This is a genomic window from Acidovorax sp. A79 (assembly GCF_041154505.1).
In the GTDB taxonomy this organism is placed as follows: domain Bacteria; phylum Pseudomonadota; class Gammaproteobacteria; order Burkholderiales; family Burkholderiaceae_C; genus Acidovorax.
In genome coordinates, this window is sequence record NZ_AP028672.1 from 1,116,974 (window position 1) to 1,138,781 (window position 21,808).

Sequence of the window (21,808 nt, forward strand, 5' to 3'; positions counted from 1 at the left end):
CCGACAGCACCAGTTCAGTCTTCGGTCTGCCTGTCCTCATCGCGGTATCTCCGTTTCAAAGATACCTCACTGGTACGCGCGATAAGTACAAGTTGTTCACGAGACGGGGCACCAGTCCACAGAACGGCTATTGCAGCCAGCATCAAGGACAACAACAGCACACCCCACCGGGAAAGCGTTGGAATCCCTGTAGAGGCCGCGGCCAGTGCCACACCGCCCGGATCCGGGATAGCGCCATTCAGCGCTAGATCATCATCCCCCAAGCCGCCATCCGTAAGTACCAGCGTGACTGTGTTGCCGGTGATCGTCGCTCCGGGGAACGGGTACCAGTGGGGAGCACCCTGGCCCGGCGTAGGGCCGTATTTCATGTACACGGCGCCGGATGGGAACGGCAGCGGATAAGTCAGCGTGATGGTCACGGCGGCACCGTTGGGGCAACCTCCGACGATCACATCGAATAAGCCCTGGGGAAACACATACCCGGCCGTGCCCCCGGAAGGCGGCGAGCCCGCGCCTCCCGTGCGAGGGATGAAATTCGCCTGGTCAAAACCGCAGCCAGCCGGCCCCGACAGGCTGGCATTCACCGTACCGCCTCCGGTGGGGCTGATGCCCGTCGCCGTGGTGGGGCGGGAACGCATCACGGTGACCGTGTAGTTTTTGGTGGAGCCGCTCTGGGCGGTCACTTGCACAGTGACCACGTTGTTGCCGACGTTCAGCGCAATGGGGGCCGACGCGTTGCCGCTGGGCGTGGCAACGCCGTTGACCATGACACTCGCACTGCCATCGGCCACGGTGGGGGTGACGGTGATAGAGCTGTCGGGCACGGTAGCGGTGTAGTTCTGCTGGGCCGCGCTGAATACCGGGCTCAGGGTGCCGCTCGACAACAACAATGCGCCCAGGTCGTTATTCGACGAGACCGCACGCGTCACGGTGACCGTGTAGGTCTTGGTGGTGCCATTCTGCGCGGTGACCACGACCGTGACGGTGTTCGCACCGGTGTTCATGGCGATGGCGCCGGAGGCATTGCCGCTGGCCACGGCAACGCCGTTGACCGTCACCGCTGCGTTCGGTTCATTGACCGTCGGCGTGACGGTGATGCTGGTGGTCGCGGCCGCGATCAACATCGTGTAGCCCGTGGTGCTCGGCGCAAACGCCGGGCTGATGCTGCCGCCCGACAAGGCCAGGGCCGACAGGTTGGCGTCGCCCGATCCCGCCCGCGTCACCGTCACCGTGTAGGTCTTGGTGGTGGTGCCGTCCTGCGCTGTCACGACGGTGGTAACGGTGTTGGCACCCACCGCCAGCGCAATCGCGCCCGAGGCATTGCCGCTGGTGGTGGCCACCCCGTTCACTGTGACGCTGGCAGTGGCATCGGCCACGGTTGGCGTCACGGTGAGTGAGGTGGTGGCGTTGCCGACGCTGGCCGTGTAGCTGGTGGTGCCAGCGGCAAAGGCAGGCGCCAAGGTGCCACTGGACAAGGACAGCGCAGACAGATCAGCGTCACTCGAAGGCAGCGCGCGCGTGATGGTCACGGTGTAGCTTTTGGTCGCGCCGTTCTGGGCGGTGACGACGATGGTGACCGTGTTACTGCCCGGGTTCATCGCGATGGCACCCGAGACGGCCCCGCTGGTGACAGCCACCCCGTTGACGGTGATGCTGGAGGTGCCAGCGGCCGCGGTGGGGGTGACGGTAAGGCTGGAGGTGCCGGCCGCGATGGAGGCGACATAGCCCGTCGTGCCCGCCGCGAACACCGGGCTCAAAGTGCCGCTAGAGAGGCTCAGCGCAGACAACTCAGCGTTGGACGACGCGGCACGGGTCACGGTGACGGTATACGTCTTGGTCGTGGTGCCGTCCTGGGCCGTAACGACCGTGGTCAGGGTGTTGCTGCCCACATTCAGCGCAATCGCGCCCGAGGCATTGCCGCTGGTCGTGGCCACACCGTTCACGGTGACGCTGGAGGTACCGGCGGCCACGGTCGGGGTCACGGTGAGCGAGGTGGTGGCGTTGCTGACGCTGGCCGTGTAGCTGGTGGTGCCAGCTGCAAACACAGGCGCCAAGGTGCCGCTGGACAGCGACAGCGCAGACAAGTCGGCATTGGACGACCCGGCCCGGGTCACGGTCACGGTGTAGCTTAGCGGCGTGCCGTTCTGCGCGGTGACGGTGACGGTGATGGTGTTGCTGCCGACGTTCAGCGCAATCGCGCCCGAGGCGTTGCCGCTGGTGGTGGCCACGCCATTGACGGTCACGCTCGCAGTGGCGTCGGCCACGGTCGGAGTGACGGTCAGCGACGTGGTGGCATTGCCCACGCTGGCCGTGTAGCCGGTGGTGCCCGAGGCAAACACCGGGGCCAGGGTCCCGCTTGAAAGCGACAGCGCGCCCAGCTGGTTGTTGCCCGACGCAGCACTGCGGGTGACCGTGGCGGTGTAGGTGCTGGTCGTGGTGCCGTCCTGGGCGGTCACGACGGTGGTAATCGTGTTGGAGCCCACTGCCAACGCAATGGCCCCCGACGCATTGCCGCTGGTGACAGCGACCCCGTTGACGGTGACGCTGGCAGTGGCGTCGGCCACGGTGGGCATGGCGGTGAGCGATGTTGTAGTGAAGGGCACGCTGGCCGTGTAGGAGGTGGTGCCCGAGGCGAACACGGGGTTCAAAGTACCTGCCGAGAGCGCTAGGTGTGATGTCTCAATAGGTTGTTCATCCGTCTCGGATTTGGGAAGCTGTGGTTACCAGGCCAAGCAACTCAAGTCAGGAGAGACGGATGAACAGTCATAAGCATGCCCGCTTGACGGCTGCGGGTCGAGCCCTGCTGGTCAGCAGGGTATTGGACGAAGGCTGGTGCGTGACAGCGGCCGCCCAGGCCATGGGCGTGAGCTGCCGCACCGGGTTCAAGTGGCTGGCCCGCTTCAGGGCCGAAGGCACAGCAGGGCTGTGTGATCGAAGCTCGCGACCGCATCACAGCCCCACAGCTTGCCGCCCCGAACAGGTGAGCCAGTTCGAACTGCACCGCCGACAACGCCTGCCGTTGTGGCGCATCGCCCGCGAGTGCGGCCGCAGCCTGTCCACCGTGGCCCGGCACATGGCCCGCCTGGGCTTGAGCCGCTTGAGCGCCTTGCAACCGCCCGTGCCCGTGTGCCGCTATGAGCGGGCCAGCCCTGGCGAGTTGCTGCACATCGACACCAAGCGCCTGGGACGCATCCAGGGCGTGGGCCACCGAATCACGGGCCAGCGCCAGCACCGCAACCGAGGCATCGGCTGGGACGCCGTGCATCTGGCCATCGACGATCACTCCCGGGTCTCCTTCGCCCGGGTGTTGGGCGATGAGACGGCCCCGAGCTGCGTGCAGTTCCTGCGCCAGGCCGTGGACTACTACGCCAGCCTGGGCGTGCGCATCGAGCGCGTCATGACCGACAACGGCGCGGGCTACAAGAACACCTTCGGGGCAGCCTGCCAGGAACTGGGCATCCGGCACATCCGAACACGGCCCTACACGCCCAAGACCAACGGCAAGGCCGAGCGCTTCGTGCAGACCAGTTTGCGCGAATGGGCCTATGCCAGACCCTACGAGAGTTCAGCCCAGCGCCAAGCTGCATTGCAGCCATTCATTGACGGCTACAACTGGTGTCGACCACACTCCGCTCTCAACCATCAGCCGCCCATCAGCCGCATTCCGGCCATGAACAACCTCCTGAGAATCAACAGCTAGGTTGCTCAGGTTGGCATTGCTCGAGGGCGGTGCCGCGCGCGTGACGGTGATGGTGTAGGTCTTGGTGGTGCTCCCGTCGAGAGCCGTGACGACGGTGGTGATGGTGTTGGAGCCGACGTTCAGCGCAATAGCCCCTGAGGCGGTGCCGCTGGCAACGGTCACACCGTTGACGGTGACGGGTGCGCCCGGAGTGTCGACCGTTGGCGTGACAGTCGTGCTGGTTATTGCGTTGGCGACCGTAAAGCCGTAGCTGGTTGTGGCGGCCAAGAATGAAAAGCCGCCAGACGACGCCGACAGGGCACTCAAGTCGGCATTGCCGGTGGGCTCGGTGAACACGAAGTTGTTGAAACCTTCCTGCCACAGCTGGTTGGGCGCTCCGGCGCTGCCAGTGGTGGTGATCCGGACCTCGTCGACATTTCCGAAGTCCGCCAGCAGATTGACGGTGACGTTGGAGCCGCCCGCATCGGCAACAAAGGGATGGCCGGCACCCGTTGCCACGCCGTTGCGGTAGCCGGTGGCGGTATAGGTCGCTCCCAGCGCCTGCACGTCCTGGATGACGAAACTGGTGATGCCGAACAGACGGTTCAACTGGCTTTTGATGACAAGCGCGCCGACCGCGTTCAAGGTGCTGAAGATCAGCATGGAGTTGCTGCCGCTGCTGGTCAGGTCGAAGTTCGTGACACTGCCGCTGAGCGTATTGCCGACGTTGGCGAAGTAGATCTCGTATTCGATGTTGGGAAAATGGATCTGGGCCGAGAGATTGCTGTCGAGGAACTTGGAGACCGTGAAGGTGTTGTCCGCGAGGGTCGGATTGATCGACAAGGTGCCAGCGACGGTGGGCAGGACATGGCGGTACGAGGGGAAGGCCAGGACCGTGCTGCGCAATGGGCCGGTACGGTGTTCCAGCAGCCAGTCGCCGCCTTGACCGGCATCACCCGTGAGGTTGGTGGACGCGGCCACCTGTGCACCGGTTGCCTCGGCCAGCAGGGCTATGAATGCCTGGCCTTCAGCGCCCCGCCCCACCTCGCAACCGTACAGCAGCAGGTCGGCCTCGTCGCCAAGCGCCTCGCGAATGCGCGCGAGGTCCGGGCCCCTCCCCCGCAATGCCTGGCTGTCGAGGGTCAGCGAGCCCAGGGCCAATGCACCTTGCGCACCATGCGAGATCAAATGGATGGCGGAGATGTTCTTGCGGCCCGACAGCGCGTCGGCCATCTGGCGCAAGCCATCAGTCCTGGCATCCAGCACGACAACCTCTGCCGCTGAACCCGCGCCAGCCATCAACGCTTCGTGGTGGGCCACATCATCTTCAATGAAAAGTACCGCCGTGCGTGCCAGGGCAGGGGTCGGCAGCGCCGCGGCGAACGCCAGCGAAGAAGCCGCCCCCAATATCCAGAAAAAACCCGCCACCCACAGCGCCCGGAGAAAAACAACTTCTGAAAATTTTTTCCCCAGATATCCCTCATTGATTTTTTTCACTAATTGCAATCAGTAAATTTGAAATTGAATGCAGTAAATCATGATTCCTTATAAATAACCATTGATATATTAAATTCAGCAATAAAGCGCTTGAAATGCAACACCAGACAAAAACCACATGGCGAATGACCCGGCCGGCGTCTTCTCGTTCCGCCGCCCGCTGCAGAAAAGCCACCCAAAAAACAAAAAAAGGCCCCGGCCGGTGATCACCGGCCGGGGCCTTTTTATCGGGTTCGCGTTGTCTCACACGTTCATGATCGACACCAGGCGCGTGTTCATGTGTGCCTCGATGGCCTCCGGGCCGCCTTCGGAGCCGTAGCCCGAATCCTTCAAGCCGCCGAACGGCAGCTCTGCGGCAGGAGCAGCAGCCTGGTTGATCCACAGCATGCCCACTTCCAGCCGCTGCGCCAGCAGGTGGGCGTTCTTCAGCGAGGTGGTGAAGGCATAGCCGGCCAGGCCGAACGGCAGGCGGTTGGCCTCGGCGATCGCGTCCTCGATCTTCTCGAAGCCGCGCACGGCCGCCACGGGGCCGAAGGGTTCTTCGTTGACGATGCGGGCGGACAGCGGCACGTCGTTGAGCACGGTGGGCTGGAAGAAGTTGCCTTCGGTGCCGATGCGCTCGCCACCGGCCAGCACCTTGGCGCCCTGCTGCACCGCGTCGGCCAGCAGGTCGGCCATGGCGGTGATGCGGCGCGGGTTGGCCAGCGGGCCCATCTGCGTGCCGGCGGCCAGGCCGTCGCCCACTTTCAGGCCCTGGGCGTACTTGGCGAAGGCCGCGACGAACTCGGCACGGATGCTCTCGTGCACCAGGTAGCGGGTGGGCGAGATGCAGACCTGGCCCGCGTTGCGGAACTTGGCGCCGCTCCCGATCTTGATGGCCAGCTCCAGGTCGGCGTCTTCGGCCACGATCACGGGGGCATGGCCGCCCAGCTCCATGGTCACGCGCTTCATGTGCTTGCCGGCCAGCGCCGCCAGCTGCTTGCCCACGGGCGTGGAACCCGTGAACGTGACCTTGCGGATGACCGGGTGCGGAATGAGATAGCTGGAGATTTCAGCCGGGTCGCCATACACCAGGCCCACGGTGCCCGCGGGCACGCCGGCATCAGCAAACGCGCGGATCAGCTCGGCCGGGCTGGCGGGGGTTTCCTCGGGGGCCTTCACCAGGATGGAGCAGCCCGCGGCCAGCGCGGCGGCGAGCTTGCGCACGACCTGGTTGATGGGGAAGTTCCAGGGCGTGAAGGCCGCCACGGGGCCCACCGGGTCCTTGAGCACCATCTGCGTGGCCTTGAGGTTGCGCGAGGGCACGATGCGGCCGTACACGCGCAGGGATTCGTCGGCGAACCATTCGATGATGTCGGCCGAAGCCATGGTCTCGACCTTGGCTTCGGCCAGGGGCTTGCCCTGCTCCTGCACCATGACGGCCGCAATCGCCTCGGCGCGCTCGCGCATCAGCGCGGCGGCGCGGCGCATGGTCTTGGCGCGTTCGGCGGCGGGCATGTCGCGCCAGGCCTCGAATCCCTTTTGCGCGGCGGCGAGCGCCAGGTCCAGGTCGGCCTTGCCGGCATGGGCCACGCGGCCGATTTCCTGGCCGGTGGACGGATTGAACACCGCGATGGTCTTGCCATCGGCGGCATCCTGCCATTGACCGGCAATGAAAAGTTGGGTGCTGGGGTAGCTCATGCAAAGGCTCCTGATGACAAAACGGTGGTACGGACAACCTCGGGCCCGGCGCGGGCCGGACCAGACGGAAAACCGGACACTATAGGCGCCCGCGCTCCGCCCCGCAGACAAGGCCGTGCAACCCCGCCCCGCGGAGCTGGCTATTGGCGGCCGTGGGCCACCCTTGCGGCGGCCACGCGCAGGGCGCGCCGCCGCCCCCCGCTTGCACCTACTGCGCGGACGCGGCGGCGACCTGGGCGGGTGCCTCCCCACCCCAGCCACCCCCCAGTGCCCGGATGAGGCCCACCGTGGCCACGTATTGCGCCGTGCGCACCTGCAATGCCTGGCGGCGGTTGCGCAACTCGCTGCGGCGGGCGTCCAGCAGTTCGAGCTGGCTCACCAGGCCGTTGCGGTACCGCGCGTCCGACAGTTGCGTCGCACGGCGCGCGGCGGTCACCGCTCGCGCCTGGGCCTCGGCCTGGCCGGACAACAGGCGCAGCGAAGTCAACTGGTCCTCCACGTCGCGGAAGGCATTGAGCACCTGGCCCCGGTGGTCGGCCAGCGCGGCTTCGAGCCGGGCCTTCGCCCCCTCGATCTGCGCATCGCGCTGGCCGCCGTCAAAGATCGGCAGCGACAGCAGCGCACCCACACCCCAGGCGCGGGCGGACCACTTGAACAAATCACCCAGCTCCGGCGATGCATGCCCCGCGTTGCCCGTGAGCGTGACGGCCGGGAACCACGCCTTCTGCGCCACGCCCACGCGGGCCTGCGCGGCCAGCACGGCGGTCTGGGCGGCCGACACATCGGGGCGGCGGGCCAGCACGGTGCCGGGCACGCCGGGCGGGATCACCGGCAGCGCCGCGTCGCCCGTGGCGGGGGCCAGCACAAAGCCGCTGGCCACCTCGCCCGCCAGCACGGCCAGGGCGTTGGTCAGCAGGGCCTGCTGGCGCTGCAGGGCCAGGGCGTCGGACTCCGTGGCGGCCACTTCGGTCTGCACGCGGGCCACGTCCAGTTCAGCCACGTCGCCCGCCTGCAGGCGACGCTGCGTGAGGCGCAGCGTGCCTTCGTAGGCGGCCAGGCTCTCCTGCACCAGCACCTGCTCGGCCTGCACGGCGCGCAGTTGCAGATAGGTTTGCGCCACATCGGCCTGCACCATGAGGCGCGTGCTTTGCAGCAGGGCTTCGCGCGTGTCGGCGTCCAGGCGCGCGGCGTCGCTGGTTTGCGAGAGGCGGCCGAACAGGTCCAGCTCGTAGGAGGCGTTGAGCCCCGCCGTGCCCAGTGTGGCGGGTGCCGCGCTGCCGGTGGTGGCAGCGCCTGCCTGGCGCGCCACGCCGGCCGAGGCGCCCACCTGCACCGAGCGGGCGGCGTCGGCAGAGCGCAGCAGCGAGCGCGCCTCGGCCAGCCGCGCGGCGGCCTGCTGGATGCTGGTATTGGCCGTGCCCGCACGCTGCACCAGGTCGGCCAGCACCGGGTCTTGAAAGCCCAGCCACCATTCGCCGCGCGGCTGCGCCTCGGCGGGGGCGGCGACCGTCCAGGGTGCCGTGGGCAGCGTGTCGCCGCCGGCGGTGAAGCGGGTGGGCACGGGCACGCCCGCATGCGGCGCGGGGGCCACGGGCTGCGTCATGCAGCCGGCCAGCACCAGGGCGGCGGCCAGGGGCGCCAGCAGACTGCGCTTGCGCACCGCCGGGGCGACGTCAGGGGAGTTCTTCAATAACGAATCGGTCATGCTTGGTCTCCGGCCCCATCGAATACACCCGCTGCATCCTGCAGCGTGGCGCGAGCGTCCAGGACCACAAAGGTCGTTGTGGTCGTGTGCATCATTCGTGCTCCTTGCGGGGCGCGGCCAGCACGGGGTGGGCGATGCCGCCGCTGCCCGGGGTGTGCGAGATGGGCGCCACATGCGCGCCATGCTCCACCAGCGGACGGTTGCCTGCCAGCTTGCGCAGCAGCACGTAGAACACGGGCGTGAGGAACAGGCCGAAGGCCGTCACCCCGATCATCCCGGCGAACACCGCCACGCCCATGGCGCTGCGCATCTCGGCGCCCGCACCGGTGGACAGCACCAGGGGCAGCACCCCCATCACGAAGGCCAGCGAGGTCATCAGGATGGGGCGCAGCCGCAGGCGGCTGGCCTCGATGGCGGCCTGCACCGGTGTGCGGCCCGCAAACTCCAGCTCGCGCGCGAACTCCACGATCAGGATCGCGTTCTTGGCCGACAGCCCCACCAGCACGATGAGCCCGATCTGCGTGAACACGTTGTTGTCGCCCTTGCTGAGCCACACGCCCGTCATCGCCGCCAGCAGGCCCATGGGCACGATCAGGATGATGGCAATGGGCAGCGTCAGGCTTTCGTACTGCGCGGCCAGCACCAGGAACACCAGCAGGATGGCCAGCGGGAACACCAGCACGGCGGAGTTGCCGGCCAGGATTTCCTGGTAAGTCAGCTCGGTCCACTCGAACGTGATGCCCTGGGGCAGCGTCTCCTTGGCGATGCGCTCGATGGCCGCCTGGGCCTGGCCCGACGAGTAACCGGGCGCGGGGCCGCCATTGATGTCCGCCGCCAGATAACCGTTGTAGCGCATGGCACGCTCGGGGCCGAAGCTGGGCTCCATCTTCATCAGCGCCGACAGCGGCACCATCTCGCCGGTGGCGGAGCGCACCTTGAGAAGGCCCACGTCCTCGGCCCGCGCGCGGTAGGCCGCATCGGCCTGCACGCGCACGCTGTAGGTGCGTCCGAACTGGTTGAAGTCGTTGGCGTACAGGCTGCCCAGGTAGATCTGCAGCGTGTCGAACACGTCCGTCACGGGCACGCCCAGCTGGCGCGCCTTGGTGCGGTCGATGTTGGCGTACAGCTGCGGCACGTTGACCTGCCAGCTGGTGAACAGGCCGGCCAGCTCGGGCGTCTGGTAGGCCTTGGCCATGAAGGCCTTCACGGCGCCATCCATGGCTTCGTAGCCCAGCGAGGCGCGGTCTTCGATCTGCAGCTTGAAGCCACCCGTGGTGCCCAGCCCCGCCACCGGGGGCGGCGGGAACATGGCGATGAACGCATCCTGGATGCCGCCGAACGCCTGGTTCAGCTGCCCTGCCACGGCGCCGCCGCTCTGGTCGGCGCGGGTGCGCTCGGCAAAGGGCTTGAGCGTGGCGAACACGATGCCCGAGTTCGAGCTGTTGGTGAAGCCGTTGATCGACAGACCCGGGAAGGCGATCGCGTCTTCGACGTTCGGGTTCTCCTTCATGATCTCGCCCATGCGGCGGATCACGTTCTCGGTGCGGTCCAGCGTGGCGCCGTCGGGCAGCTGGGCAAAGCCGATCAGGTACTGCTTGTCCTGCGCGGGCACGAAGCCGCCGGGCACGATCTTGAACAGCCCCACCGTGGCACCGACCAGGGCCAGGTAGATCACGAACATCAGTGCCTTGCGGCCAATGACGCGCTTGACGCCGCCGCTGTAGGCCTCGGAGCCGCGATGGAACAGGCGGTTGAAGCCCCGGAACAGGCCACCGAACACCTTGTCCATGCCGCGCGTGAGCGCATCCTTGGGCTCGTTGTGGCCCTTGAGCAGCAATGCACTGAGTGCGGGCGACAGGGTCAGCGAGTTGATCGCCGAGATCACCGTGGAGATCGCGATCGTGACCGCGAACTGGCGGTAGAACTGGCCCGTGAGCCCGCTGATGAAGGCCAGCGGCACGAACACCGCCACCAGCACCAGCGCGATGGCGATGATGGGGCCGGACACTTCACGCATGGCGCGGTAGGTGGCCTCGCGCGGGGTCAGGCCCGCCTCGATGTTGCGCTCCACGTTCTCCACCACCACGATGGCGTCGTCCACCACGATGCCAATGGCCAGCACCAGGCCGAAGAGCGACAGCGCATTGATCGAGAATCCCAGCAGGTGCAGCACCGCGAACGTGCCCACCACCGACACCGGCACGGCCAGCAGCGGGATGATGGAGGCGCGCCAGGTCTGCAGGAACAGGATCACCACCAGCACCACGAGGGCGATGGCTTCGAGCAGCGTGTGGATCACGGACTTGATCGAGGCACGCACGAACTGCGTGGGGTCGTAGGCAATGCGGTACTCCACGCCTTCGGGCATGTTCTTCTGGATCTCGTCCATGGTCTTGCGCACGTTGGCCGAGATGTCGAGCGCGTTGGAGCCCGGCGCCTGGAACACGCCCATGCCCACGGCCGGGTCGTTGTTGAGCAGCGAACGCAGCGAGTAGTCGGCCGCGCCCAGCTCCAGGCGGGCAATGTCGCGCAGGCGCGTCACCGCGCCGTCGGCACCGGTCTTGACGATGATGTCGCCGAACTCTTCCTCGGTCTGCAGGCGGCCCTGCGCGTTGATGGACAGTTGCAGGTCCACGCCCGGCAGGCCGGGCGATGCGCCCACCACGCCGGCGGCGGCCTGCACGTTCTGGCCGCGGATGGCGGTCACCACGTCGCTGGCCGAGAGGCCGCGCTGCGCGACCTTCTGCGGGTCGAGCCACACACGCATGGAGTAGTCGCCGCCGCCGAAGATCTGCACCTGGCCCACGCCGCCAATGCGGGCGAGCCGGTCCTTCACATTGAGCACCGCGTAGTTGCGCAAGTAGTCGATGTCATAGCGGTTGTTGGGCGAGACCAGGTGGACCACCATGGTCAGGTCCGGCGCGCTCTTCACGGTGGTGACGCCCAGGCGGCGCACTTCCTCGGGCAGGCGCGGCTCGGCCTGCGAGACGCGGTTTTGCACCAGCTGCTGTGCCTTGTCGGGGTCGGTGCCCAGCTGGAACGTCACCGTGAGCGTCATCACGCCGTCGGTGGTGGCCTGGCTGCCCATGTAGAGCATGCCTTCCACGCCGTTGATGGACTCCTCCAGCGGCGTGGCCACGGTCTCGGCGATCACCTTGGGGTTGGCGCCGGGGTACTGTGCGCGCACCACCACGGAGGGCGGCGCGACTTCAGGGTATTCGGAGATGGGCAGACCGCGCAATGCGATGAGCCCTCCGAGGAAGATGAGCACCGACAGCACCCCCGCAAAGATGGGGCGGTCGATGAAGAAGCGGGATAGATTCATGGATGCAAATTCCTTGCGTCGCTCCCGCTCAGGCGGCGGGCGACTTGCTGTTGTTCTTGGCTTCCTTGCGATCACCCGCAATCTCGGCCTTCGCGGTCATGGGCACGGGCTGGGGTGCCACCACGGCACCGGGGCGCACGCGCTGCAGGCCGTTGACGACGATGTTCTCGCCCGCCTTGAGGCCCGAGGTGACCACGCGCAGGCCGTCAATCGGCGCGCCCAGGGTGACCTCGCGGTACTCGGCCTTGTTGCCCTCGCCCACCACCATCACGAACTTCTTGTTCTGGTCGGTGCCCACGGCACGCTCGTTGATGAGCAGTGCCTGCGTGTTGCGGGCCTGGCCCATGCGGATGCGCGCGAACTGGCCGGGCATCAAGGCGCCGTCTTCGTTGTCGAACACCGCGCGCACACGCACCGTGCCGCTCTTGGCATCGACCTGGTTGTCGATGAGCTGCAGGCGGCCGGCATGCGGCGTGCCGCCCGTGGTGCCGGTGCCCATCTGCACGGGAATGCGCTCGATGAGCTGGCGCGCGCTGTGGCCGCGCTGGCCGCTTTGCAGGTCCGCCAGGGCCTTCACCACGATCTGCTCGTCGGTATCGAAGCTCGCGTAGATGGGGCTCACGGACACCAGCGTGGTCAGCACGGGGGCGCCCGCACCGGCGGCCACCAGGTTGCCCACGGTGACTTCGATGCGGCCCACACGGCCCGCCACCGGGGCGCGCACCTGGGTGTAGCCGAGGTTCAGCCTGGCGGTCTGCAGCGCGGCCTGGGCGGCGCGCAGGTTGGCATCGGCCTCGCGCTGCGCGTTCAGGCGTTCGTCGTGCTCGCGCTGGGCAATGGCGCGCTCTTCGAGCAGGCGCGTGGCCCGCTCCATTTCGCTGCGGGTGTACGACACGCGGGCCTGCGCGGCCACCACCTGCGCCTCAGCGCGGTCCACCTCGGCGGCGTAGGGTGCCGGGTCCACGGTCACGAGCAGATCACCCTGCTTCACCAGCGAGCCTTCACGGAAGTGCACGGCCTGCACGGCACCCGAGACGCGCGGCCGCACGTCCACACGCTGCACGGCTTCGAGCCGGCCGGAGAACTCGTCCCACAGGGCGATGTCCTTTTGCAGCACGGCAGCCACCGACACGGGCATGGCCGGTGGCGCCGCAGGGGTGCCATCGGCCTGCGCCACGGGCGCCTGGAAAACAAGGATGGCGGCGGCTACGGCGGCCGTCACGGCGGTGGCCAGGGTGGCCAGGCCCAGCGGGCGGCTCTTGTGGGAGAGAGGATTGGAGTTCATGGTCACTTTCGGTCATAAGGGCGGCCTTCGCGGGCACGCCATGGAAGGTTTTCTGCCGCAGCAGGTGTCAGTGCACTGGTGCAGGCAGGTGTCAGTGCGGCGGCGCAGGTGCGAATCTGGGCAATGACACGGTGAGAAGGTCAAGCCCGGAACGCAGCGCGCGGGCCCATGGGCGCTTGCACGTCAACAGACGCTTTGGCGCTGGGTGGTGTGACAGCCGCCGCAGCCGGCGGGCAAAAGGATGGGTGTGCTCATGGTGTTTTCTTTCCTCCGTGTCGTTCAAATCAGTGGCGTCGGGCACAGGGGGGAGGCATGCGCGGGCAAAGCCTCTCCCTCCGGCACGCCAGGCCGGAAAATCAGTGCAAAGAATGCAAATGGATTGTTGAGAGGCCGAAGTATCGAACCTCAACTTAAGTTGAGGTCAATGACTTTCTGCGGCCAGGGTCTTCAGGAGGGCACCGGACATCGGGTGGCCTCAAAGAACATCCGGAACTGGTCCTGGGCGCCCGCGGCGCACGGACATTCGTGCTGGCCGGTCTGCAGCAGCGCATCGGGCCACTGGGCGGTCTTGGAGAACACATGGCGCGTGACCTGCAGGCCCGCAGCCTCCAGCCGCGCGGCGTAGGCCAGTGCCTCGTCGTGCATGGGGTCGGTGTCCCCCACCAGCACGAGCGTGGGCGGCAGGCCCGAGAGCCGGTGCGCGGACGCCGGCACGGCATAGGGGTGCTCGGCATCGCGGGGGCAGCGCAGGAAATTGCGCCAGCCTTCCGTCCACTTGCAGCCCGTGGCGTTGCCCGTGGCTTCGCGCAACGAGGCCGTGCCCACACAGGGGTCGAGCATGGGGGACAGGAGAATCTGCCCGGCCAGCGGCGGGTGCGACTGGTCCCGCGCCATCAGGCCCACGGCGGCAGCCAGGTTGCCGCCCGCCTCTTCCCCGGCCAGATAGACCAGCGCGCCCTGCCCGCCGAGCTTGACCCGGTTGCGGTGCACCCACTTGAGCACGTCATAGCCCGTGTCCACGGGCTGCGGAAACGGAGTGAGCGGGTAGGCCACGGAAACCACCACGGCCCCCACACCCTCCAGCAGGGACGCCACGGTGCAGCCGTTGTCGAGATCCCCCGACACGAAGGCCCCGCCATGAAAATGCACCACCACGGGCGAGGCCTGTCCGGCCTTCTTGCGGCCGTACATGCGCACCGCCACGTCCTGCCCCTTGGTCACCTCGATGGTGGCGTCGGAGCACACGGACACCACCGCCTTGGAAGCGGCCCCAGGCGCGAGGGCTGCCTTGGCGGGCGCTGCGGCAGGCTGCGGTGTGGAGAATGGCGAAGACGGTTGGTCGGGCTGCATGGCATGTACCCAGTGGGTGAAGGTAGGTGAACGATGGGTCAAATGTAGTAGCTTGTGCCTTCGGGATAAACAGGCCAAACACCACCGCACTGTTTCCAAAAGCTCAACAATCACGGGGTGGCGCGCGTGTGAGAATTCCTCAGCACCCACTGGTGGGTGCTGTAGTTCCAGATTCAAGGAGAAGCCATGGACCAGATACAGGCCATGCGCATATTCGTGCGGGTGGTGGAGGCCGGCACGTTTACCCGGGCGGCGGATTCGCTCTCGCTGCCCAAAGCCACCGTGACCAAGCATGTGCAGGCGCTGGAGGAGCGCCTGCGCGTGAAGCTGCTCAACCGCACCACCCGGCGTGTGACGGTGACGCCGGACGGCGCCGCCTACTACGACCGCACGGTGCGCCTGCTGACCGATCTGGACGACATCGAGGCCAGCATGACCAACGCGCGCGCGAATCCACGCGGGCGCCTGCGCATCGACGTCGGAACGTCCATGGCGCAATTGCTCATCATCCCGCACCTGGCGGAGTTCCATGCCCGCTACCCCGACATCCAGCTGGACCTGGGGGTGAGCGACCGCATCGTGGACCTGATCGGCGACAACGTGGACTGCGTGATCCGCGGGGGCGAGCTCAGCGACCAGTCGCTGGTGGCCCGGCGCATCGGCAACCTGGAATTCATCACGGTGGCCTCGCCCGACTACGTGTCGCGCAAGGGCTCGCCCGCCCACCCGCTGGAGATCGAGGAAAAGCACGCCAGCGTGATCTACTTTTCCCCCCAGACCGGCCGGCACTACCCGCTGGAGTTCCGCAAGGGCGACGAGTCCATCGACATCACGGGCCCCTACCAGCTGAGCGTCAACGAGAGCAATGCCTACGTGACCTCCATCGTGGCGGGCCTCGGGATCGGCCAGATCACGAGCTACCAGGCCGAGCGGCATCTGCAAGACGGTACGCTGGTGCGGCTGCTGCCGGAGTGGACCCAGCCGCTGCTGCCCGTGTATGTGGTGTACCCCCCCAACCGGCACCTGAGCGCGAAGGTGCGGGCCTTCGTGGACTGGGCGGCAGAGCTGTGCCAGCGTGAAACCGGACTCCAGCGGGTTGCTTGACCCCGCCGCCCGCGGCCTTATGCTTGGGTCCATGAACGCCACCGAGCCCCGCCCAGACCTCGCGACCCAGGAAGCCCCCGCGCCCACAGCAGCACCCGCCGGCGCGCCGGCGTCCACACCCCAAGCCCCCGCCAGGCAGCCGCGCAACCCCCTGCACGGCGTGACCCTGGAAGCCATGGTGGTCGGGCTGGCCGACTACTTTGGCTGGGATGAACTCGGCCGGCAAATCCCCATCCGCTGTTTCCAGAGCGACCCCAGCGTGGGCTCCAGCCTGAAGTTCCTGCGCAAGACGCCGTGGGCGCGCGAGAAGGTCGAAAGCCTGTACCTCTTCATGCTGCGCGACCAAAAGCGCAACGCCCAGGAGTAGCAGCCGCCGGCGTCAGCCCAGCGCCTGCACCACGTCGGCCTGGAGGTCCTGCACATCCTCGATGCCGATGCTCATGCGCACCAGCGCATCCGACACCCCGTTGGCGCGCCGCACGGCCTCGGGCATGCCGCGGTGGGTGGTGGATGCGGGGTGGCAGGCCAGCGAATCGGCATCGCCCACGGACACGGCCTGGGTCACGATGCACAAGCGGTCGAGGAAGTGCCGCGCGGCCTCGCGCCCGCCCCGCAGGTCGAACGCCAGAATGCTGCCGAAGTGGCGCATCTGGCGCGCCGCCACCGCGTGCCCGGGATGGTCGCCCAGGCCGGGGTAATACACGCGCTCCACCGCGGGATGGCGGTTAAGGCCGTGGGCCAGCGCATGCGCCGATGCGCAGGCGGCCTGCAGGCGCAGCGGCAGCGTCTTGAGCCCGCGCAGCAGCATCGCCGCCTCGTGCGGGCTGAGGCACCCGCCCAGCTGGCCCATGCCCGCCGAACGAATCGCATTCATCAGCTCCACGGAGCCGACGGCCGCTCCGCCGGTGGCGTCGCCGTGGCCACTGATGAACTTAGTCGCCGAATGCACCACCACATCGATGCCCAGCGCCCGGGGCCGGGTGAGGTAAGGCGTGGCGAAGGTGTTGTCGGCGATGCTGATCGCGCCCGCCCGCCGGGCCACCTGCGCCACCTGCTCCAGGTCGATCACTTCCAGCGTCGGGTTGCTGGGCGTCTCCACGTAGACGATGCGCGTGCCCGTGGGGAGGCCCTCCTGCAAACCCTCCACGGTGGCGAAATGCCGCACGCCGATGCCCAGGCGCGGCAGCAGCGTGCGCATCACGCCATCGGTGCCGCCATAGAGCGTGCCGACGCAGGCGACGGTATCGCCCGCCGAGAGCAGGCCGATCAGGCTCGCGCTGATGGCCGCCATGCCGCTGGCGAACCCGACGGCGGCGGGGGCACCTTCCAGCAGGGCCATCTTGCGCTCGAAGGCGGCGACGGTCGGGTTGGCGAATCGGCTGTAGACGTAGCCAGGCGCATCGCCATTGAAGCGGCTCACGCCCGCATCAAAATCGTCATAGGCAAAGGCCGAGGTTGCGACGATGGGCGTGGCGATGGCCCCCGTGCCGGGATCGGGTGCCTGGCCCGCATGGACCGCCAGGGTGCGGAAACCCCAGGCGTGTGATGGATCGGGGGTGGGGGGAATCTGTGTGGTCATGGCGTATGCGGCTTTCCTGGCACTCTCACTGCGGGCCTTGGCCGCGCGCTCAGTCGGTGAACGCCACGGTGTGCCTGGCGCGGCGGTCGACCTGCAGATTGAAGATATCCGGCCGTGCATAGTGGCCGACCACATCGAAGTCATAGCGCGCGCGCACCAGCTCCTCCACATCGATCTGCGCGGTGAGCAAGCCTGTCCGGCCCTGCAGCGGACCCGCCAGCACGTCGCCCAGCGGCCCGACGATCACGCTGTTGCCGCGGATGAGCGGCCGGTCCGGCTCCCACCCCGGCGCCTCCACCCCCAGCTCGCGCGGCGACGGCTGCACCTGGCAGGCGCTGATCACGAAGCAGCGCCCCTCGTGCGCGATGTGGCGCATGGAGCACTGCCAGATGTCGCGTTCGTCCACCGTGGGCGCGCACCAGATCTGCACACCCTGCGCGTACATGGCGGTGCGCAGCAGCGGCATGTGGTTCTCCCAGCAGATCACGCCGCCCACGCGGCCCGCGGCCGATTCGACGACCGGCAGGGTGGAGCCATCTCCCATGCCCCATATCAGCCGCTCGGTGCCGGTGGGCATCAGCTTGCGGTGCCTGGCCACCAGCCCCTCCACCGGGTCGAAGTACAGGGCAGTGCAGTACAGCGTGCTGCCCGCGCGCTCGATCACGCCGAGCACGAGCGTGGCGCCGGTGCGTGCCGACAGGCCAGCCAGTGCCTGCGTCTCGGGCCCTGGCACGTCGATGGCGCTGGCGTGGTACCGGGCGAAGGCCTCACGCCCTTCCGGCAGGCGATAGCCCAGGCGCGTGCCAAAGATCTCGCCCTTGGGGTAGCCGCCCAGCAGGGCCTCGGGCATGACCACCAGCCGCGCGCCCGATGCCTGGATATCGGCCTCGTGGGCGAGCACATCGGCCAGCGTCTGCGCGGTACCCGCGGGGGAAGAGCCGATCTGCAGGGCGGCAACGGTCGTGAGGGGCATGGTGGAAGTCCTTGGGAGAAAGAGGTCCCCCAGTGTTGCCAAAGCCCTAAGATGAATCAATCCGCCACCGTTGCTTAGTGATATGAATGATATTGATATCGGATTTGATCTCAACGTCCTGCGCGTCTTCGAGGCCTTGCACGAGGAAGGTGGGGCCACGCGCGCGGCGCTGCGGCTGGGCGTGACCCAGTCGGCCGTGAGCGCGGCGCTGGCACGGCTGCGCCATGTATATGGCGACCCGCTGTTCACCCGCACCGGCCGTGGCCTGGCGCCCACGCTGCGCGCGCAGGAGCTCAAGCCCGTGATCAGCGAAGCGCTGAACAAATGCAGGGAGAGCCTCGCCCTGGGCTCCACGCCCCAGGCCCGCTATCAGGGGCGGTCCGTGGTGATCGGCATGTCGGATGATTTCGAGATCGCGATGGGCCAGGCGCTGGTGAGGGCCGTGGCGCAGCACGCGCCCGGCCTGCGCCTGGCCTTTCGGCAGACGCACAGCCAGATCGTGGCCGAGATGCTCATGGCGCGCGAGATCGACCTGGCGATCACGGCCGGCGGGTTCGCCACACGCTGGCTCAGCCACCAGGCGCTGGGCGAAGGGGGGTACGCCTGCCTCATCGACGCAGTGGCGCCGGGCCCCGTCGCCAGGGCGGGCAAGCGGCGCGGCGGCGCAGCCCCGCCCGGCCTGAGCGTGGAGGACTACGTGCACCGCGAGCATGTGCTCATCTCGTCGGGCGGCTTCATCGGCGTGGTGGACGAGGTGCTGGCCGCCACGGGCCACAAGCGCCGTGTGATTGCATCCACCACGCATTTCGCCGCCCTGCCCTACCTGCTGGCGGGAACCCGCGCGGTCGCCACGCTGCCCGCGCATGCGGCCCAGGCAATCGCGCGGATGACCGGCCTGCAGGTTCTGCCCTGCCCGATCGCCATGCCGCGCTATGCCATCGAGCTCGGCTGGCGCACCGATGCGCTCCGCGATTCGGCGGTGGCGCATGTCCGCACCATCGTGGCGCAGCAGTGGCCCCAGGGATCTGCTGCCACGGGGGCCTGAGCCCCCGGCCTGCGCCCGCCTGCCGTGCGGGGTTTCTTTCGGTACCGCGCCGGCTCAGTCGCCCGTGGTCACCAGGAAGTCGCGGCTGATGCCCCCTCCCAGGTCGTTGACCCGGTCAAGGAACTGCGTGAGGAACGCGTGCAGCCCTGTCGACAGGATTTCGTCGATGCGGCCATATTGCAGGTCGGCCAGCAGGCGGCCCGCGCGGCGCTGCGTTTCAGCCGACTGCTGATTGGCCACGACGCCCAGGTTGTCCACCACTTCGCGCAGGCAGGCGTGCAGCGAGCGGGGCATGTCGCGGCGCAGGATCAGCAGGTCGGCCACGCGGCCGGGGGTGATCACGTCGCGGTAGACCTTGCGGTAGACCTCGAAGGCCGAGACGCTGCGCAGGATGGCGCTCCAATGGTAGAAGTCGTTCTCCTGGTTGCGCTCGCTGGCCCGGCCGAAGAAGTCGTTCTTCACCGCATGGAACTTCACGTCCAGCAGGCGCGCGGTGTTGTCCGCCCGCTCCAGGAAGGTGCCCATGCGCAGGAAATGAAAAGCCTCGTCCTGCAGCATGGTGCCCAGCACCACGCCGCGCGACAGGTGCGAGCGGTACTTCACCCATTCGAAGAACTGCCCCGGATCCCGTTCGAAGGCGCTGCCTTCGAGCTGGCGGTGCAGTTCCAGCCAGGTCTGGTTCTGTGTCTCCCACACCTCGGTGGTGAGGGCGCCACGCACGGCCCGCGCATTTTCGCGGGCGGCACGCAGGCACGAGAGGATGGACGAGGGGTTGTCGCCGTCGCGCACCATGAACTCGAGCACGCGCTGCGGCGTGACCTTGCCATGCTTGGCGGCATAGGCCGGGATCAGCTCGCTGATGGACAGCAGCCCTTCCCAGCCTTCCTGCGCCATGTCGGCGGACTGGGGCAGCAGCGAGGTTTCGTAGCTCACGTTGAGCATGCGGGCGGTGTTTTCCGCCCTTTCGGTGTACCTGGACATCCAGAACAGATGGTCGGCGGTGCGGCTCAGCATTTCAGAATCCTCCCTGTGATTGCGTCATGCCGCCCATGGATTGCGACTGCAGCGCCGGCGCGGCGGTGTGCTCCCCCAGCACCCAGGTGTCCTTTGTCCCGCCGCCCTGCGAGGAATTCACCACCAGCGAACCCTCCTGCAGCGCGACGCGCGTGAGCCCCCCCGCCACCATCTGCACCTCGCGGCCGCTGAGCACGAAGGGGCGCAGGTCGATGTGGCGCGGCGCGATGCCGCTCTCCACGTAGGTGGGGCAGCTGGACAGGCTGAGCGTGGGCTGCGCGATGTAGCCTGCCGGGTTGGCCAGCAGCGCGCGGCGGAAGTCCTCGATCTCGGCCTGCGTGGCCGCCGGGCCGATGAGCATGCCGTAGCCGCCCGCGCCGTGCACTTCCTTGACCACCAGGTCCTTCAGGTTCGCCAGCACGTGCTGCAGGTCGTCCTGCTTGCGGCACATCCAGGTGGGCACATTCTTCAGGATGGGCTCCTGGCCCAGGTAGAAGCGGATCATCTCGGGCACGTAGGGGTAGACCGACTTGTCGTCGGCCACGCCCGTGCCCACCGCATTGCAGATGCCGACATTGCCGGCGCGGTACGCCTCCATGAGGCCGTGGCAGCCCAACGTGGAGTTGCGGCGGAACACCTGCGGGTCGAGGAAGTCGTCGTCCACGCGGCGGTAGATCACGTCCACCCGCTGCAGGCCGCGCGTGGTGCGCATGTAGACGAACTTGTCCTTGACCACGAGGTCCTGCCCTTCGACCAGCTCCACGCCCATCTGCTGGGCCAGGAAGGCATGCTCGAAGTACGCGCTGTTGTGCATGCCGGGTGTCAGGACCACCACCGTGGGCTCGTCGGCCGTGGCGGGCGCGCTGGCGCGCAGGGTCTCCAGCAGCATGTCGGGGTAATGCGCCACCGGCGCCACCTTGTGCAGGCTGAACAGCTCGGGGAAGAGCCGCATCATCATCTTGCGGTTCTCGAGCATGTAGCTCACGCCGCTGGGCACGCGCAGGTTGTCCTCCAGCACGTAGTACTCGCCCTCGCCCTGTGCATTGGGGGCGCGCACGATATCGATGCCGGCGATGTGCGCGTAGATGTTCTTGGGCACCTGCACGCCGGCCATCTCCGGCCGGTACTGGGCATTGTTGAGGATGAGATCGGCGGGCACGATGCCGGCGCGGATGATGTCCTGGCCGTGGTACACGTCGTGGATGAAGCGGTTGAGGGCCGTGACCCGCTGCACCAGCCCCTGCTGCATGCTGCTCCACTCGTGGGCCGGGATGATGCGGGGAATCAGGTCGAACGGGATCAGCCGCTCGTTGCCCGCCCCGCCCTCATCCTTGGCGCCGTAGACGGCAAAGGTGATGCCCACGCGCCGGAAGATCATCTCGGCCTCGGCCCGGCGGGCCTGCATCACGTCAGGGGGCTGTTTGTTCAACCACTGCGCATAGCGCTTGTAGTGTTCCCGCACATCGCTGCCATCGAAAGGCAGCATGGCGTACATCTCGTCAAATTTCTGCATGAACTGGCCTCCTGCTGTCAGGATAGCAAGTTGTACGCCCGCACTCCCCGAACCAGCTC

Annotated in this window: 14 protein-coding genes and 1 pseudogene; 4 read left to right on the top strand and 11 right to left on the bottom strand. The window is 67.6% G+C overall.

Features of this window, described 5'->3' with window-relative positions; genetic code table 11:
• Positions 1 to 14 precede the first annotated feature (14 nt).
• On the bottom strand, positions 15 to 2,639 hold the full coding sequence (locus tag ACAM51_RS05045; RefSeq protein ID WP_369643770.1) for an IPTL-CTERM sorting domain-containing protein: 2,625 nt from the start codon (positions 2,637 to 2,639) through the stop codon (positions 15 to 17).
• 116 nt (positions 2,640 to 2,755) lie between these two features.
• Here ACAM51_RS05045 and ACAM51_RS05050 point away from each other — a divergent pair, with 116 nt between their 5' ends.
• Positions 2,756 to 3,700 carry an IS481 family transposase gene (locus ACAM51_RS05050; RefSeq protein WP_369642903.1) on the top strand — a complete coding sequence of 315 codons (945 nt, stop codon included), beginning with the start codon at positions 2,756 to 2,758 and terminating at the stop codon, positions 3,698 to 3,700.
• Between the two features lie 93 nt (positions 3,701 to 3,793).
• Here the strand turns inward: ACAM51_RS05050 and ACAM51_RS05055 are convergent.
• The 6 genes and pseudogenes from ACAM51_RS05055 to ACAM51_RS05080 all read right to left on the bottom strand — a co-directional run.
• Positions 3,794 to 4,978: pseudogene (locus ACAM51_RS05055) on the bottom strand (DUF4347 domain-containing protein); the annotation flags it as partial.
• A gap of 441 nt (positions 4,979 to 5,419) precedes the next feature.
• Positions 5,420 to 6,856, bottom strand: a complete 1,437-nt coding sequence (locus ACAM51_RS05060; RefSeq protein WP_369642904.1) for an NAD-dependent succinate-semialdehyde dehydrogenase — start codon at positions 6,854 to 6,856, stop codon at positions 5,420 to 5,422.
• A gap of 208 nt (positions 6,857 to 7,064) precedes the next feature.
• The gene (locus ACAM51_RS05065; RefSeq protein WP_369642905.1) at positions 7,065 to 8,561 is read right to left on the bottom strand and encodes an efflux transporter outer membrane subunit; all 1,497 of its coding nucleotides are present in this window, start codon (positions 8,559 to 8,561) and stop codon (positions 7,065 to 7,067) included.
• A 91-nt stretch (positions 8,562 to 8,652) separates the two neighbouring features.
• Positions 8,653 to 11,886 carry an efflux RND transporter permease subunit gene (locus ACAM51_RS05070; RefSeq protein WP_218340213.1) on the bottom strand — a complete coding sequence of 1,078 codons (3,234 nt, stop codon included), beginning with the start codon at positions 11,884 to 11,886 and terminating at the stop codon, positions 8,653 to 8,655.
• Between the two features lie 28 nt (positions 11,887 to 11,914).
• Positions 11,915 to 13,171: an efflux RND transporter periplasmic adaptor subunit gene (locus tag ACAM51_RS05075; protein WP_218295425.1), complete on the bottom strand. Its 1,257-nt coding sequence runs from the start codon at positions 13,169 to 13,171 to the stop codon at positions 11,915 to 11,917.
• Between the two features lie 447 nt (positions 13,172 to 13,618).
• Positions 13,619 to 14,521 (bottom strand): alpha/beta hydrolase, encoded by a 903-nt coding sequence (locus ACAM51_RS05080; protein ID WP_218295426.1) that lies wholly within the window; start codon positions 14,519 to 14,521, stop codon positions 13,619 to 13,621.
• Between the two features lie 186 nt (positions 14,522 to 14,707).
• Here ACAM51_RS05080 and ACAM51_RS05085 point away from each other — a divergent pair, with 186 nt between their 5' ends.
• Together ACAM51_RS05085 and ACAM51_RS05090 are read left to right on the top strand one after the other, a co-directional pair.
• Positions 14,708 to 15,625 (top strand): LysR family transcriptional regulator, encoded by a 918-nt coding sequence (locus ACAM51_RS05085; protein ID WP_218295427.1) that lies wholly within the window; start codon positions 14,708 to 14,710, stop codon positions 15,623 to 15,625.
• 31 nt (positions 15,626 to 15,656) lie between these two features.
• Complete coding sequence (locus tag ACAM51_RS05090; protein ID WP_369642906.1) at positions 15,657 to 15,992, top strand: VF530 family DNA-binding protein; 336 nt, start codon at positions 15,657 to 15,659, stop codon at positions 15,990 to 15,992.
• 12 nt (positions 15,993 to 16,004) lie between these two features.
• Here the strand turns inward: ACAM51_RS05090 and ACAM51_RS05095 are convergent, their stop codons facing one another.
• Together ACAM51_RS05095 and ACAM51_RS05100 are read right to left on the bottom strand one after the other, a co-directional pair.
• Complete coding sequence (locus ACAM51_RS05095; protein WP_369642907.1) at positions 16,005 to 17,204, bottom strand: PLP-dependent aspartate aminotransferase family protein; 1,200 nt, start codon at positions 17,202 to 17,204, stop codon at positions 16,005 to 16,007.
• Positions 17,205 to 17,253: 49 nt separating this feature from the next.
• Positions 17,254 to 18,177, bottom strand: a complete 924-nt coding sequence (locus ACAM51_RS05100; RefSeq protein ID WP_218340211.1) for a carbon-nitrogen hydrolase family protein — start codon at positions 18,175 to 18,177, stop codon at positions 17,254 to 17,256.
• An 82-nt stretch (positions 18,178 to 18,259) separates the two neighbouring features.
• Between ACAM51_RS05100 and ACAM51_RS05105 the strand changes: the two genes are divergently transcribed.
• Positions 18,260 to 19,222, top strand: coding sequence for a LysR family transcriptional regulator (locus ACAM51_RS05105; RefSeq protein WP_218295431.1), 963 nt, complete (start codon positions 18,260 to 18,262; stop codon positions 19,220 to 19,222).
• A 54-nt stretch (positions 19,223 to 19,276) separates the two neighbouring features.
• Here the strand turns inward: ACAM51_RS05105 and ACAM51_RS05110 are convergent, their stop codons facing one another.
• Together ACAM51_RS05110 and ACAM51_RS05115 are read right to left on the bottom strand one after the other, a co-directional pair.
• Positions 19,277 to 20,236: an alpha-E domain-containing protein gene (locus ACAM51_RS05110; RefSeq protein WP_369642908.1), complete on the bottom strand. Its 960-nt coding sequence runs from the start codon at positions 20,234 to 20,236 to the stop codon at positions 19,277 to 19,279.
• A gap of 1 nt (position 20,237) precedes the next feature.
• Positions 20,238 to 21,749 carry a circularly permuted type 2 ATP-grasp protein gene (locus ACAM51_RS05115; RefSeq protein ID WP_218295433.1) on the bottom strand — a complete coding sequence of 504 codons (1,512 nt, stop codon included), beginning with the start codon at positions 21,747 to 21,749 and terminating at the stop codon, positions 20,238 to 20,240.
• Positions 21,750 to 21,808 lie beyond the last annotated feature (59 nt).